At 60.2% G+C, this 15,073-nt stretch carries 13 protein-coding genes; 9 read left to right on the forward strand and 4 right to left on the reverse strand.

Annotation, left to right across the window (positions count from 1 at the left end):
- Positions 1-81: 81 nt before the first annotated feature.
- Positions 82-1,164 carry a ribonucleotide-diphosphate reductase subunit beta gene (locus tag ACKVY0_RS02605; RefSeq protein WP_409213229.1) on the reverse strand — a complete coding sequence of 361 codons (1,083 nt, stop codon included), beginning with the start codon at positions 1,162-1,164 and terminating at the stop codon, positions 82-84.
- Positions 1,165-1,531: 367 nt separating this feature from the next.
- On the opposite strand from ACKVY0_RS02605, the gene ACKVY0_RS02610 reads away from it, so the two are divergent.
- Positions 1,532-2,170: an N-acetylmuramoyl-L-alanine amidase family protein gene (locus ACKVY0_RS02610; protein ID WP_409213230.1), complete on the forward strand. Its 639-nt coding sequence runs from the start codon at positions 1,532-1,534 to the stop codon at positions 2,168-2,170.
- A 15-nt stretch (positions 2,171-2,185) separates the two neighbouring features.
- Here ACKVY0_RS02610 and ACKVY0_RS02615 read toward each other — a convergent pair whose 3' ends face one another.
- The gene (locus ACKVY0_RS02615) at positions 2,186-3,256 is read right to left on the reverse strand and encodes a hypothetical protein (RefSeq protein WP_409213231.1); all 1,071 of its coding nucleotides are present in this window, start codon (positions 3,254-3,256) and stop codon (positions 2,186-2,188) included.
- A 119-nt stretch (positions 3,257-3,375) separates the two neighbouring features.
- Between ACKVY0_RS02615 and ACKVY0_RS02620 the strand changes: the two genes are divergently transcribed.
- The 4 genes from ACKVY0_RS02620 to ACKVY0_RS02635 are packed head-to-tail and all read left to right on the forward strand — an operon-like array spanning position 3,376 to position 6,628.
- A complete protein-coding gene (locus tag ACKVY0_RS02620) occupies positions 3,376-4,782 on the forward strand; it encodes an AAA family ATPase (protein WP_409213232.1) in 1,407 nt (468 codons plus the stop codon).
- A gap of 3 nt (positions 4,783-4,785) precedes the next feature.
- Entirely contained in the window at positions 4,786-6,078 is a 1,293-nt protein-coding gene (locus tag ACKVY0_RS02625; RefSeq protein WP_409213233.1) for a tetratricopeptide repeat protein, read from the forward strand.
- A gap of 60 nt (positions 6,079-6,138) precedes the next feature.
- On the forward strand, positions 6,139-6,375 hold the full coding sequence (locus tag ACKVY0_RS02630; protein ID WP_409213234.1) for a hypothetical protein: 237 nt from the start codon (positions 6,139-6,141) through the stop codon (positions 6,373-6,375).
- Positions 6,356-6,628, forward strand: a complete 273-nt coding sequence (locus ACKVY0_RS02635; RefSeq protein WP_409213235.1) for a hypothetical protein — start codon at positions 6,356-6,358, stop codon at positions 6,626-6,628. Before ACKVY0_RS02630 ends, ACKVY0_RS02635 begins: the two co-directional genes overlap by 20 nt.
- Position 6,629: 1 nt before the next feature.
- Here ACKVY0_RS02635 and ACKVY0_RS02640 read toward each other — a convergent pair whose 3' ends face one another.
- A complete protein-coding gene (locus ACKVY0_RS02640) occupies positions 6,630-9,749 on the reverse strand; it encodes a c-type cytochrome (protein ID WP_409213236.1) in 3,120 nt (1,039 codons plus the stop codon).
- Between the two features lie 134 nt (positions 9,750-9,883).
- Between ACKVY0_RS02640 and ACKVY0_RS02645 the strand changes: the two genes are divergently transcribed.
- Both ACKVY0_RS02645 and ACKVY0_RS02650 read left to right on the forward strand, forming a co-directional pair.
- Positions 9,884-11,050: a TMEM43 family protein gene (locus tag ACKVY0_RS02645; RefSeq protein WP_409213237.1), complete on the forward strand. Its 1,167-nt coding sequence runs from the start codon at positions 9,884-9,886 to the stop codon at positions 11,048-11,050.
- A 91-nt stretch (positions 11,051-11,141) separates the two neighbouring features.
- Positions 11,142-12,458 carry a protein kinase domain-containing protein gene (locus ACKVY0_RS02650; protein ID WP_409213238.1) on the forward strand — a complete coding sequence of 439 codons (1,317 nt, stop codon included), beginning with the start codon at positions 11,142-11,144 and terminating at the stop codon, positions 12,456-12,458.
- Between the two features lie 191 nt (positions 12,459-12,649).
- Here ACKVY0_RS02650 and ACKVY0_RS02655 read toward each other — a convergent pair whose 3' ends face one another.
- A complete protein-coding gene (locus tag ACKVY0_RS02655; RefSeq protein WP_409213239.1) occupies positions 12,650-13,681 on the reverse strand; it encodes a Gfo/Idh/MocA family protein in 1,032 nt (343 codons plus the stop codon).
- Between the two features lie 45 nt (positions 13,682-13,726).
- On the opposite strand from ACKVY0_RS02655, the gene ACKVY0_RS02660 reads away from it, so the two are divergent.
- Entirely contained in the window at positions 13,727-14,314 is a 588-nt protein-coding gene (locus ACKVY0_RS02660; RefSeq protein ID WP_409213240.1) for an MOSC domain-containing protein, read from the forward strand.
- Positions 14,315-14,338: 24 nt separating this feature from the next.
- A complete protein-coding gene (locus tag ACKVY0_RS02665) occupies positions 14,339-14,911 on the forward strand; it encodes a molybdenum cofactor guanylyltransferase (RefSeq protein WP_409213241.1) in 573 nt (190 codons plus the stop codon).
- The last annotated feature ends 162 nt before the right edge of the window (positions 14,912-15,073 follow it).

The raw sequence follows: 15,073 nt of genomic DNA on the forward strand, positions 1-15,073 counted from the left end.
AATTAGGAGCAGCGAGGTATTTGAAATGATAAGAAACCTCCGCCGGATCACTCCAGCGAAAATTGTGGGAGCGGGGAGCAGTTACAGGTCGTCGTCGTCGCAGACGGCAAGAGCGGACGACTTCTGGTAGTCCGTGACCTTGCCTTCAAAGAAGTTCTGCTCTTTCCGCACGTCCATCATCTCCGCCAGCCATGGCAGCGGATTGGTGACACCGGGGCTGAGCACAGGCAGGCCGCAGTCGGCGAGACGACGGTCGGCAATGAAATCGATGTAGCGCTCGAATTCCTCGGCGCTGAGGCCGACGGCATTCACGGGCAGGCAGTCGCGGATGAATTCTTTCTCCAGCGAAACGGCCTCGCGCATGGTGTTGACGAGATCTTCGCGGAACTCGGTGGTCCACAGCGCGGGATTCTCTTCGACGAGGTCCATGAACAGATTGCGGAACACTTCGATGTGGTTCGACTCGTCACGCAGCGTGTAGCGGAACATCTGGCCGATGCCGGGGAACTTGTTCTGGCGGTAGAGCGCCAAAATCATGCCGAACAGGCCATAGAATTGCGTGCCTTCCATGCACTGGCCGAAGACGAAGATGTTCTTCGCCAGGAGCTGCTGATTTTCCAGCTTCGTGAGATCAAGGTCACGGCGCAGGTTGTTCGAGTGCTTGGTGACGAATTCGTTCTTCCGCACAATCGTCGGGATCTGCTCAAACATCGCCTCGCACTCATGCGGATTGATGCCGAGGGAGGAAATCATGTACAGCAGCGAGTCCGCGTGGATGTTCTCCTCATGCGCATGACGGCCCAGCACCAGCTTCAATTCCGGCGCGGTCACCAGTTCACGCACGACGTGCTGCACGTTGTCACCCACGATGCCCTCGGCAGCGCTGAAATAGCCGATGCCCATCATGATGATCCAGCGCTCGTTCTGCGAAATTTCGTTGGAGCGCCACTGTTCCACATCCTTCTGCATCTGGATGTCCTCTGGCTCCCAGTGGTTCGCCTTCATCTTGCGATACAGCTCATAGGCCCACTGAAATTTGAGCGGGAGCAGGTTAAAACACATGCTCTTGCGGCCATTGATGACCTTCTTGGCGGCGAAGGCTGCTTCTGCTTTGTCTTGATCGAGTGGGAACTCGCGGTTGCCGATCTTGTAGGTCTTTTCCATGACGATTTCGTTGCAGAGTGAAGGGTGATTTGTCGAGTTTACGGGGAAGCGGGAGAGAAGTCAGCCAGCACTATAAATACCATATACTGTGGGTGCCGAGGTGGATCATGCACAAGATATGGTGTTCTGGCGAGATTTTTTTCCCAGCCATTGTGCTGAAAAGCGTTTCTCATCGCAGTTTCAAGGGTTCCACGCCGAAAAAATTTTCCACGCGTCAAAATCCCGGCCCTGACGACCGAAAGTGAGAATCTTTGCAACGCCGACACAGCTCATTGAAAACCAATGCTGAGGCGAAAAAAGGGCAAAATCCCGGCTGCTCTTTCATCCTGCGGCCTGATCTTGTCACGGTATCTGCTTTCCCCCATTTATGAATTTCCCACAAATCGTCCGCGGCGTGCTCGTCGCCTCCCTGCTCAGTTCCTGTGCGGTCATGGTGCCGCAGCGCACTCCGCCCGGAGTCACGGTCGATCTGGTGCCGCGAGGCCGATACTCACGCACCTATTCCCGGTCGATGTCGCCGCAGTACGTCACCATTCACGCCACGGAAAACCGCTCGCGTGGCGGCAATGCCTATGCGCATGCCCAGATGCTCAAAACCGGTGCTCTCAAAGGCCGTCACAACGCCATCGGCTATGTCGGCTGGCATTTCACCGTGGATGACCACTCGATCTACCAGAGCCTACCCACCAACGAACGCGGCGAACACGCTGATTATGACGGCCAGGGCAATCGCAGCTCCATCGGCATCGAAATGTGCGAAAATCGCGGCAATGACCGTGCCCGCACCATCGACAAGACCGCCCGCCTCACCGCCTGGCTCATGAAACAGCACGGCATTCCCATCTCTCACATCGTCCCGCACATGCACTGGCGCATGATTCGTCACGACGACCACCGCGACCTTGGCCACAAGCTCTGCCCCCATTTTCTCCTCGATCGCGGCAGGCTCGGCGCGAAATGGCAGGCCTTCATTGCCAAAGTGGAGTCGTATCGGCGGCAGATGTAGTGTCGTGAAACTTCGCTACTTCTCCTTGGTGGTAGGAGGCTCAGCGAACCACCTCATCGCTGCTAGCACATGCGCTTTGTTCACTTCATGGCCACCGTCGAAGGCCTCGACTTTCACGGCATCGAATCCGCTGCGCTTGAGGGACTTGGCGACTTCCGCCGTCGGTATAGGGCCCGCGATCTTGTCCTCCTTGCCGGAGCTGAGGAAGACTTTGGCGGCAGTGAACTGTTTTTTCGGTGGCTTGATTTCGTCGATAGCCATGGTGGCCATATCCGCATTGCAGCCGCCCATGAACATGCCAAGCACTTGGCGTCCGCCTTCGCAAAACCAGCCACCCAACCAGCCGGAGTATTTCGCGCCGCCGGAAAAGCCGCCGGTGGCGATAGGCCAGGTCTTTGAGTTCGGCCAGGCCGCCGCCATCGCCTCCAGCCCCGCTTCAGCCAAACCGCATCGATTGAAGGGCAGCCCAGGTGTCAGATTACCGGGACAATCCGCAGCCAGCACCACCCAGCCGAGATCTTTGGCCGCGTCGATGAAGCTGCCCATCGACTTCACGCTGGAAGGAAACTTGCCTTTGTCTCGACCACTGTCCGTCACACTCACGATCATGATCGGCCAGGACTTTGCCGGATCAAAATTGGCGGGTACAAACAGCCCCACCGCCGCCTTGGTCATGTCGATGTCCGAGTAGCTGTCTTTGGCGCTGCCGATGCGCTTCTTGAGCTTTGCCAGCAGTGTTTCAGACAGTGGCGCTTCAAACTCCGCCTTCACACCAGGTTTGATCGTTACACCCGCGATCTTGAGTTCGCCAAGAGTCGTCGTCGCTACTGAAACAGCCGCCGCAGGTGCTGGAGTCATCTTCTGCTTGATCCATTCCCGATCTTCCGCCGCAAGCCGCTCCAGTGGCAGCGGAAAATCCTTCCCGCCGACCTTCAGGGTCACCGACTTATCATCCGCAGTCACAAACTCAGCTTGGATCACCCGGCCCGTTACATCCTTCCATGAACGCGACTCCGATAACTGCGCCCGCAGCAACGTGCTGAGACTAAGTACAAGTGAAGCGACAAGCAGGATTGGCAGTTTCATCAGGCAGAGGTGGGCGAAATCACAATTGAGGCAAGAAGAATTCCAACCGGGTGTGTTTTAACTCGTCCAGAGTAGAAAAAGTCTTGCGGCGTGATCGTGAAGACGCTGGAGTCGCGCACATGGCTCAAAATCTCGACGCGCTTCGCCTCGCCCTGCAACATTCGCCCGACAACGCCCCGCTGCTGGTGCTCTTTGCAGACGGTTGCCTGGATGAAGGACTCGTCGAGGAAGCGGAGCAGACTTTCCAGCGCGTGCTGCAAAACGATCCCGCGCATGCCGACGCACGACTTGGCCTTGCCCATGTCGCGTTGCTGCAGGGCAAGACCTCGCAAGCCGCCGTGCGTGCCGAACAAATCATCGCCGACACGCCCGCCTGCGCCGCCGCCTTCATCCTCCTCGCACGCATTCACATCACCGAGGGCGATCTGCCCAAAGCGAAGGCCATGTATGACCAAGGCATCGCGCTGAATCGCTCGCTGGCCGATCCCGGCATCGAAAAAGACCTCCACGGCGTCAAACCGTCCGAAGACGACGGCGCAGGCCGCAAACGTGCCGCCATCACCTCCGGCGGCAGCTACATGGAGTCTGCGAAAGACAAAGAGGATGACGATGACGGTCATCCGCGTGGTGGGGCGGCGTTTGATCTCGGTTTGGCGGAGATGGAGAAACCCAAGCTCAATTTCGCCGGCGTCGGCGGCATGGAGGCGCTCAAAGAGGAGATCCGCATGAAGATCATCTACCCGTTGCAGCACGCGGAGTTGTTCAAGGCCTACGACAAAAAAGTCGGCGGCGGCGTCTTGCTCTATGGCCCGCCGGGCTGTGGCAAGACGCTCATCAGCAAAGCCACCGCGGGTGAGATCAAAGCCAACTTCATCGCCATCGGCCTGCATCAGATCATCGACATGTGGATCGGGAACTCCGAGAAAAACATGCACGAGGTCTTCGAACTCGCCCGCCGCAATGCCCCGAGCATTTTGTTTTTCGATGAGATCGACGCTCTCGCCGCCGACCGCCGCGATCTGCGGCAAAGCGCCGGCCGCAACATCATCAACTCCTTCCTCATGGAGATGGACGGCTCGGAGTCCGACAACGACGGCGTGCTCATTCTCGGCGCCACCAATGCGCCGTGGCACATCGACTCCGCGTTTCGTCGCCCCGGCCGTTTCGACCGCACGCTGTTCGTTCCGCCGCCGGATGAAGGCGGCCGCGCTGCCATCATTGAGGTCATGGCGCAGAAGAAACCCATCGCCGAGCTTGATCCTCGTGCCCTGGCGAAGAAGACCGACGGCTTCTCCGGCGCTGACCTGAAGGCGGTCTTCGATCTGGCAACCGAGGAGGTGTTGAACCAGGCGATGAAGACCGGCAAAGTCATCCCGCTCACCACGAAAGATCTCATCAAAGCCGCAGGCCGTCATCAAGCCACCACGAAGGCCTGGTTCGAGAGCGCCAAGAATTACGCGATGTATTCAAACCAAAGCGGCTTCTACGACGACGTGCTGAAGCATCTTGGCCTCATGAAGCGCTGAAATATGTCCGACGCTCTTCATCCCACGCCCGACGCCGCCTTCGCCCGTGGTCAGTTGCTGCAAAGCCAGCACCGCCTGCCAGATGCCGTCGCGTGTTACAAGCAGGCGCTCGAACTCGACGCGCATCACACGCCCAGCTTCATCATGCTCGCGCTGTGCTGGATGCAGGATGATGACACCGCACCCAAATCCATCGACGCCGCGCGCCGCGCCGTGGCCCTCGAACCCGAAAACGCCTTCGCCCGCAGCGTTTTCGCGCTCGCCTTGAATGCGAACGCCAAAGACGGCCAGACCGGAGCGATCAAAGAAGCGCTCCAGCAAGCCGAGGAAGCCGTCGGTCTCGATCCTGACAGCGATTTCAGCCATGCCGTGCTCTCACGCCTGCATCTGCGGCTGCGCGATTATCCCAAAGCTGAAGCAGCCGCCCGTGCTGCGCTAGCACTCGACACCGAGAACACCATGGCCGCCGAAGTCCTCTCCGCCGCCCTGCTGCTGCAAAAAAAGGACGGTGATAACAAACACCTCATCAACTACCAGCTCCAGCGCAACGCCGAGGACGACAGCGCCCACACCAGCGCCGGCTGGCAGGCCGTGATGGAAGGCGATCACAAAAAGGCCAACGAGCACTTCATGGAGGCCCTGCGGCTCAATCCCATGAACGAAGCGGCGCGCATGGGACTCATCGAGTCCTTCCGTGCGCGTTCGTGGGTTTATCGCACCAACATCCGCTTCTGCCACTGGATGAACCAGTTCACCGAAGGCCGGCAAAACGTCATCATGATCGGCGGTTTCATCGGTTACAAGGTGCTCAGCGGCTACCTCAAGACCGTCGCGCCCTTCTGGGCCAATGTCGTCATCGGCGCATGGCTCGTCTTCGCTTTGTGGTCGCATCTCGCCCGTGGTTTCAGCACTTTCTTCGTCGCCATGGACCGCTTCGCCCGCCAGGCGCTCAAGCCGCGCGAGTACTGGGAAGGCGTCGTCGTCGGCTGGCTCATTTTCCTGTCCCTCACGGCCTTGGTGCTCGGCTATGTCTATGGTGAGGCCAGTTCAGGATTCGTCGCCCTCACCTGCATTCTCGCCGCTGTCGCCAACGCCGCCGCCTTCACCAACGACCACCACCTCGGCCGCCATGTGTACAACATCGCCGCCTCCATCTCCGGCCTCGGTGCGGTGTATTCAGGCATCGCCATCTTCGCGCATCTCGATCTGCCCTACGCCGACCTCGCCGGCCTCGGCGCTCTCATCATCGGCATCGTCATCACCTGGCTGCGACCGTTTCGCGTGCTGTATGCGTAGCGCCAGCCCGCTTTGAAAAGCCTGTTGTTGGAATAGGCACGGACATTGTATCTTAAAGCCGTGAGCGCCCGCGATCTACTCCTGCAAGTCAAAGCCCTGCCCCCCGCAGAGCAGCGCCGCTTCATAGAGGCGATGGCTGATTTCAAAACGGACATCCAGGCCACGCCTGCCCGCCTCCGTGCGCCTGATTTTGATTCTTACTGGGGGCGGCTGCGCTCCCTTGGCATGCCGGCATGGACTGCGGAGCAGGCAGCGGGCCTTGATCGCTGGCTTGCGGGTGAAGAAGACGCCGCATGATTCTTTACGCGGACACCAACTGCTTTACCCGACTCTAGAGTTCGTGCGTCCGGCGCAGGTGCCCTATTCGCGCTTGAAGGAGCGGTTTGAGGAGCTGGCGCTGCGCCACACTGCAAAGCATGGCTTCCGCACTTATGATCTGCTGCACGTCGTATCCGCGCAGTTGCTGGGATGCGACACGTTTTGGAGTTTCGACCTCAAGGCACGCGATCTTGCCGTTTTGGAAGGCTTGCGGGTTCCTGCTCTCGCCTGAGTCACTTCTTCATTAGATACGCAAAGAAGTCCTTCAAGTCGGCATCGCTCATGCCGGTGGTGAGGCCTTCGGGCATCAGGGAGATCGGTGACGCCTCCATCTTCTCGATGTCGGCCTGCTTCACGGGAGTCTTGTTGTTGGCGATGTCCTTGATGACGATGCCGCTGGCATCCTGCGCGTCCATGAGGCCGGTGAGGAGCTGGCCGCTCTTGGTTTTCACGATGTAGGCGCCGAAGCCTTCGCGGATTTCCATGCTGGGGTTGAAGATGTTGTCGAGCCAGAAGTCCACGTTGCTGCGGTCGTAGCCGGTGAGGTCGGGGCTGATCTTCCCACCTTCGCCAAAGAGCGTGTGGCAGATGGCGCAGCGTCCGGCGAACTGCAGCTTGCCTTTGTCGGCATCGCCGAGACCGGTTTTGAGCACGGCCTTGATGCGTTCGGCTTCTTTTTTCTTCGCTTCGGTCGGACCGGTGACGAGGAGGCCTTTCCAGTGCTTGTCGATAGCGGCGTCGATGTCCGCGTCTTTGTACAGGCTGAGTTGGCGCACGATGTCGATGGTGAAGTGCTTCACGGGCACCTTCCAGTCGTTGACGAAGCTCACTAGAATCTGCGCCCATTCTTTGCGACCGGCCATGACGCGCAGTGCATCTTCACGCAGCGCCTTGTCACCGGCGATCTGGCCTTCCCAGCCGAGCAGCAACGCTTCGGGGATGCGTTTGTCGTCAAACTTGGCCGCTGCCTGGAGGATGCCGCGTTTGAGGCTGGCAGGGTTCGTGGCCTTCAAAATATTCACCATCGGCATCACGGCGTCTTGTTTGCCGAGTTCGGCCAAGGTCTTCGCGATGGCAATGCGCGCGGTGTTGCTAGCCTTTTTGTCATCGAGCAACTTCAAGGCGTCTTTAAGCGCTTCCTTGCTGCCGCTGCGCAACGCAAGCGTGAGATCACCGCCGCTTTGCTTCGCCATGTAATCGTTGAGGGCCTTGGTGAGCGACTCCGGCAGTTTCGGCATCTCCGCGCCTTCAAACGCCGACGCGATGCCCGCGATGAACTTGCCGCGCAGCGTGTCGTCGTTCGTCAACGCGAGCAGATCGGCGCAGGACTGGAAGTTTTCTTCGCCACCGGCCAGCGCATAACGCTTGGCGAGTTTTTCGGCGAGGTGGTCGCGGAAGAGGGCTGTCTTGAGGAAGGCGGCATCGGACTTGAGGAAGGCAAAGACGGCTTCGCGTTCTTTCTCGGCCTTCGATTCGAGCGCCCACCATGCGAGCAGCGGGAGATGGCCGCTAGGATCGTAGCCATCTTCGCCAGAAGATGGATTGGGGGACGTGCGGTCCAAGCTCTGGCGAGCTTGGCTACGCGCTTCGGCGCTCCACAAGAGCGGCAAAGCGCTCGTGGCTGGCAATTTCTTCGCGGTAGCGAGGATTTGGGCGCGGACTTCAGGGTGCGACTCATTGCGTAGGAGGCTAAGCGACATCACGCTTAACCATGACGGGCCAAGCTCTCCTGACATCTTCACTGCCCATCGACGCACGTACGGGTCTTTGCTGTTGAACGCCTTCGCCAATGCGCCGTGAGCTTCGGCTCTAACCTCTTGGTTTTCGTGGTTGAACGCCTCATCCAACATAGCTAGTCCCCAAAGTGCCTCCAGCGCTTGCGGACCATCGAGCATTTGAGACAGCTTGGGCGCTACGTCTGCTTGGCGTTTCCAGGCAATCTCCAGCACCGCCTGCTTCCGGAACCACTCGTTCGGATGACTCAAGTAGCCTAACAACTCCTCGCCACTCGCCTTGCTCAAATCAAACGCCTTCAACTTCGGCGCACCACTTGCAGGACGCACGCGGTAGATGCGGCCGCTGGTTTTGTGCCAGTCATCGACGGGGCTGACGTGGCTGAGGCGGGTGTCATACCAGTCGGCCATGTAGAAGCCGCCATCGGGGCCGACGCCGGCCCAGACGGGGCGGAACCAGCGGTCGGTGGTGGTGATGAGCTGCTCTTCGTCCTTCGTTCGGAAGGTGGAGCCGTCGGCGATGCGCTCACTGACATAGACGAGGTTTTGCAGCGCATTGGGCGCGATGATGCGGCCTTCGTAGGCGCTGCCGAGCAGTCCGCCTTCATAGACGGTGAAAGCTTGCGGGAAGCGTTTGTTGTCGCCCTCGTGCTTCATGTGCTCGAACCAGCCAAAGGCATAGGGATTGGTGAGCGGGCCGTGTTTGCCCCAACCTTTGATGCCGTAGCTGCCCTGCTCGTAGTGCATGCCGCGGCTCGCGCCGTTGGTGCCGGAAAAAATGCGACCCTTGCTGTCGATGTCGAGACTGAAGGTGTTGCCGCCGCCTTCGGCGTAGATTTCGAAGGTCTTCTTCTTCGGATGATAGCGCCAGATGCACTGGCCTTCCCATTTCACGTTTTTGGTGTTCGCGCTGCTGACGTTGCCGGTGGTGGTGCTGCCGTTGGCGCCATAGAGCCAGCCGTCCATACCCCATTGCAGGTTTGTGGCGACGCTGTGCGTGTCTTCGAGGCCGAAGCCGCTGAGTTCGACCTCGGGATCGCCATCGGGCAACGCATCGCCATTCGCATCGGGATAGCTGAGCAAATACGGCGGATTCAGCACCCAGATACGGTTCATGCCGTGCAGCGCGGCGCTGGCGATGTTCAGGCCGGTGATGACATCGGTGTGCTTGTCGAAAAAGCCGTCGCCATCGGTGTCTTCGAAGACGGTGATCTTGTCCGCGCCTTTTTCGCCACGCGGCGGCGGCAGCGGCACTTTGTCGAACTTCGCGCGGAGATGCTGGTCGTAGCTGATGATCTTCAATCCGGCCGGGAACTGGTATTGGCGATACTGCGTGACCCACATGCGGCCTTTCGAGTCCCAGCTCGCATAAAGTGGCTGCTCGACGACAGGCTCGGAGGCCATGAGGTCGATAGCGACATCGCTGCGCGTCTTGAATTTCTTCACCGCATCCTTTGCAGCCGTGGGCGGTGTGTCATCGCGCATCACGCCGCGTCCGGGGCGTGTCTCCATGATCTTTTTGACGGCTTCATTGCCGGCGATGTCGTCCGCTTTGGGATTGGGTTCGGCCGCGAAGGCGGAACTGCCGAGCACGAGGAGGAGAAAGCGGCGCGTTGTCATGGTGGAAGAAACAAACCTGCGCAACGAGGCCGTTTCTTGCTTCCTTGTCACGGGTTCCAGTATTTTCGTGCGGACGAAAAGATTGACACTCATGCCGGTTTCCGCTTCAACATCCCCAGCAACCCACGCACACCATGGCTGACTCCTACACTGAAACGACATCTCAAGGCTGGTTCAGCCGCATCGGCGAATCGATCAAAGGCATCCTGTTCGGCATCGTCATCATTCCCGTGACGATTGTGCTGCTCTGGTGGAATGAAGGTCGCGCTGTCACCACCGCGAACAGCCTCAAGGAAGGCGCTGCCGCCGTCGTGAACGTGGGCTCTGACAAGGTCGATGCCGCGAACGAGAAGAAACTCGTCCACCTGACCGGTGATGCGAAGGCCGCCGAGCCGGTGGTCGATCCTGATTACGGCATCAGCGCCCCGGCATTGCGCTTGGTGCGCAGCGAAGAGATTTATCAGTGGGTGGAAAACCAGAAGTCGGAGACCAAGCAAAAAGTCGGCGGCGGCGAAGAAACCACGACGACCTACACCTATGAGAAGAAGTGGGTGGACGAGCCGGTGAAGTCTTCCGAGTTCAAAAAGCCCGACGGTCACACCAATGAAGGCGAGTTGATCGCCGGGAATAAGAACATCAGCGCCGAGAACGTCACTTTGGGCGCTTTCAAGGTGCCGGAAAGCTTTGTGAGCCACATGGGCAGCCCGACCAAGCATGCCGTCACTGATGCCGATCTCGCCAAACTGCCTGCCGATCTCAAAGCGGGCACGCAAATCCAGTCAGGCGCATTCTACTTCGGCGCCAAACCCGACGCTCCGACGGTTGGCGATGTGCGCGTGTCGTTTGAGATCGTGAAGCCCGGCGTCTTCAGCCTCATGGCGGCCCAGCTCGGCGATACCTTTGAGCCCTATCAAACCAAGGCCGGTGACGCGATCGACTTCATCGAAGCAGGCACCGTGAGCGCCGAAACGATGTTCAAGAACGCCGCCAGCGCGAACACCATCATTACCTGGCTGCTGCGCTTCCTGGGCTTCCTGTTCATGGCCTTTGGCTTCATGGCCATCATGAAGCCGCTCAGCGTGCTGGGCAGTGTGATTCCCTTCATCGGCAACATCATCGGTATGGGCACCGGCCTGATTTCGTTTGTTCTCGCCGGGACGATTTCACTCGTCGTGATCGCCATCGCGTGGATCGTTGTGCGCCCGCTGCTGGGCATTGCGATTCTGGTGCTCGCTGTCGGCAGCTTCATCTACACGCGCAAGCTCGCAGCAGCCAGCAAGCCTGCCGCTGCGGCGGCTTGAGCTGCCCGTTTGAGCCGCACCGCCGGTCTGAATGCAAACTAATGCTCGCGGTGGTTGCTCCCACCGCCGGGTGTGTCACAGTACCCGACTGATGCGTCTCACCAGCAGCTCCAGCTCCAGCACCGCCACTCCCGTCGTGACCCGTTCCGCGCCGCCCACCGCGCCGGAGCTTTCCGCCATGATGCCGTTTGGCCGCTACTCGGTGCAGACACTCGTCGGCATCGGCGGCATGGGCACGGTGTATCGCGGCACGCAGCTCAGCCTGGGGCGGCCCGTCGCCGTCAAAATCCTGCGCGTGAGCGATGGTTACGACTTTGCCTTTGAAGACCGCTTCCGCCGCGAGGCACGTGCCATGGCGGCGCTCAATCACCCGAACATTGTCGCCATCTACGACTACGGCCATCTCGGTGCGGAGTTCCTGTTCTTCGTCATGGAGTTCGTCGATGGCACCGACCTCGGCGAAATCATGACGCAGGGGCGCATGACGCCCGAACTCGCGCTGCAACTGCTGCCGCAGATCTGCGTCGGACTCGAATACGCGCACTCCAAGGGCATCGTGCATCGCGACATCAAGCCCGCGAACATCATGCTCACGCGCCAGGGCGAGGTGAAGATCACCGACTTCGGTCTCGCCAAGGATGTCATGCGCGCCGCGTCGATGGCCACCGAGACGCACATGGTCATGGGCACGCCGGAATACGCCGCCCCCGAGCAGTTCAACGCGCACCGCGAAGTCGATCACCGTGCCGACATCTATGCGCTGGGCGTGCTGATGTATCAGATGCTCACCGGCGTGCTGCCGCGTGGCTCCTGGCAGCCGCCATCAGCCTTGCGGCCAGGACTTGAGCCGCGTCTCGACGGCGTCATCGTCCGCGCCTTGATGCCGGACCGGCAGCATCGCTATCAATCCGTCGGCGACATGCGTCGCGACATCGAGGCTGCGCTGCTGCCGCCTGTGGTGCCGGTGCAAACGCCCAGCAAGCCGTTTCATGCCGCCGCCGCGCCTCTGCCGTCCGTGCGCATCCTGCTGCTGGAAGACGACTCCATGGTGCGCGACCTCCTGCGGCGTGCATTGGAAAAAGCCCGCTTCGAAGTCATCGAAACCGCCGACGGCAAGGACACGCTGCGCCTTTATCAGGAAGCGATGCAGCAGGGCCGCCCGTATGATCTCGTCATCCTCGACCTCACCATCCCCGATGGCATGTGTGGCCGTGAAACCATGCTGCACCTGCGCCGCCTCGACCCGCAGATCCTCGCCATCGTCTCCTCCGGCTATCGCGATGATGCGGTGATGAAGGACTGCGCCGCCTACGGTTTCGCTGCGGCCTTGCCAAAGCCGTATCAAGTCGAAGGCCTGCTGCAAATCGTGAACGGCGCACTCGCCGTGGGCCGCAGACGCGCTGCGTGATGTCAGTCCGTGGGATGGGTGTGGCGACAGCCCGCCCGTCTTCGAGCGTGGGGCAGATACTGTGGCGTACGAACGTCCTCGAAGTCGGGCGGTTTGACGCAGGGGTATTCAGGTGATGGAGTGCACACCGCGCGCCAAACACACCCAACCTACAAAAGATGACCTCCCGCGATCCGAGAGCATGTCCGTTTTTACATCACCCGCACCGCAGCCTGGGCCTCCATCGCCTGCCACACGGCATGCACCACGCGCATGTAGTTCATGCCTTCGTTGAAATCGGGCTTCGGTCTCGGCGCGGCGGGATCACGCACGGCGGCGATGAAATCGCGCTCCACCGTCCAGCTTCGCTGCATCGCGGTGGGAATCGACACGGACTCCAGTTTGCCGCCGCGTTTGCCGAGCTGGAGATCGTCGGTGTTGAAATCATAGCTCAGCGTGCCCTCGGAGCCGAAGATCCACAGCTTGTCCGTCGGCGCATGCGCGGCCACGCCGCTGAAGAGCAGCGTCGCTTCGATGCCGCTGCGAAATTTCGCCATCACATTCACGAAATCGGGAATATCGACCTCCACGCCCGCACGTTCGGGAATCACCACGTTCCCGCGTGCCTCGACTTCGACGATGTGGCCGAGCCAGCGCTGTAGTACCTCGGTGTAGATGCCCAGCGTGAGTATTTGGATGCCGCTCAGCTCGGACTGCTGCCGCCAGTGAGCGGGGTTCGAAGCATCAAGCCATGCGTCGTTGAAACTGTGCAGCAGCGCCTGATGCGGCGTGCCGATGGCGCCTTCCGCGAGCAGTTGCTTCACGAGTTCACCGCCCTTCATGCCCTGCGGAGCGGGGCAGATCGCCGTGACGAGCTCAGGATAACGAATCGCCGCCTCCCACATCTGATTTGCCTCCGGTAGCGATGCCGCCATGCGAGCCTGGGTAAAGACATGCTTCCCATGCTGGAGCGCGTAGCACGTCATCTCCGCATGCATGTAGGGATGCGTGCCGATCCACACGACATCGACATCAGGAGATGAAGCCAGCTCTTCCCAGCGCTCCACGGCTTGCGCTTCCGGTGCAAACTCGCGGCAGAAGGTTTCGGCGCTGGCCAGCGAGCGATTGGTCACCTGCGTGATCTGCACGTTCGGAATGGCCCGCAGACCGGGCATGTGGCGTGTTTTGACGATGCCACCGGCACCGATGATGCCGATGCGGATGGGTTGCTGAGTTGAAGTCATAGGCGTATGAATCGTGACACGTTTGCGCCAACATCCAAGCCCTGCATGCAAATCCTGCACATCTACATTTCACCGGAGCACAATTTCTTCGGCCACCACGGCCAGCCTGCGGGTGAGGCGCCGGTAATCGAGGTGTCGGAAGCCGAATGCGTGGCCGGCAAAGGACTCGTGGGTGATCGCTTCTTCGGCTGGAAGGAAGACTACAAGGGCCAGGTCACCTTTTTCGAGCACGAGCAGTACGAGTGCCTCTGTGAAAAGTTCAGCGTCATGGGCGTGCCGCCTTCTGCTTTCCGCCGCAACATCATCACCAAGGGCGTGGACCTCAACACGCTCATCGGCGTCGAGTTCGAGGTGCAGGGCGTCCGCTTCCTCGGTGCCCAGGAATGCAGCCCATGCCACTGGATGAACCAGGCCTTTGCCGAAGGCGCGGAAGCAGCGCTCAAAGATCATGGCGGCCTGCGCGCGAAGATTTTGAGCGACGGCATCCTGCGCAGCGCGGGTGCCGGAGCGCGAGTTTCCAACTCGCCTGACTTTCCCCTGCCCGCATCGCTTCGCGAGGCGATGCGGGCGGGTGCCGCGTCACCCGTCGCCCAAAGTGGCGAGTGGTCTGCGACACACTCGCGCTCCAGCTAGCGCCGTCTTTTTGTCCACGCGGTCATGACACCTTTTTCAGCAGCTCTTCTCGCCGGTGGTCGTTCCACCCGGATGAAACAGGACAAAGCCCTGCTCCATTGGCATGGGCAGGACCTATGGCAGGCGCAGTTGCACAAGCTGCAATCCATCGGCGCTTCACGCGTGCTGCTTTCTTGCCGCCGCGAGCAACCGCTCTTTCCTGGTGAGGCCGTGGAGATTATTCATGACCCCGAAGGCATCGATAACGGCCCGCTGGGTGCCATCACCCGTTGCTTGGAACGCGTGCAGATGCCGCTGCTCGTCCTCGCCGTCGATATGCCATGGATGACCGCCGCGTTTCTGCGCGCGCATCTCATTCCGTCCGCAGAACCCGTGCGCGGCCAGTTCTACCGCGGCCCGCATGGCGATGAAGTCCTCGCCGGTCTCTACGTCCCCGGCATGCTGCCCCTCATGCAGACCGCGCTGCGTGAAAAGCATCTCGCCTTGCAACCGATCATCGAAACATGCGTCCATTCAGATTTGGCTACCACTCAGATGCTGAGTGACGAGCAAATGCCCTTTTTCCACAATGTGAATACGCCGCATGATTTGAAGTAGCGTGGGTGCCAAGAAACCGCGCCAGCGTCCTGGAGTGCGCCGGACCTCCGGCGCTTTCGAACGTCCCTCTGCCTGCGCAAAGCTCCAGAGGGCTGGAGCACTCCTAAACGCTGCCGCGTCACATGAATGCCCGGCGGCTGCGTGAGCTTTCTGTGTAGAGCA

The sequence above is a fragment of the Prosthecobacter sp. genome (genome assembly GCF_046154365.1).
Taxonomy (GTDB): Bacteria; Verrucomicrobiota; Verrucomicrobiia; order Verrucomicrobiales; family Verrucomicrobiaceae; genus Prosthecobacter.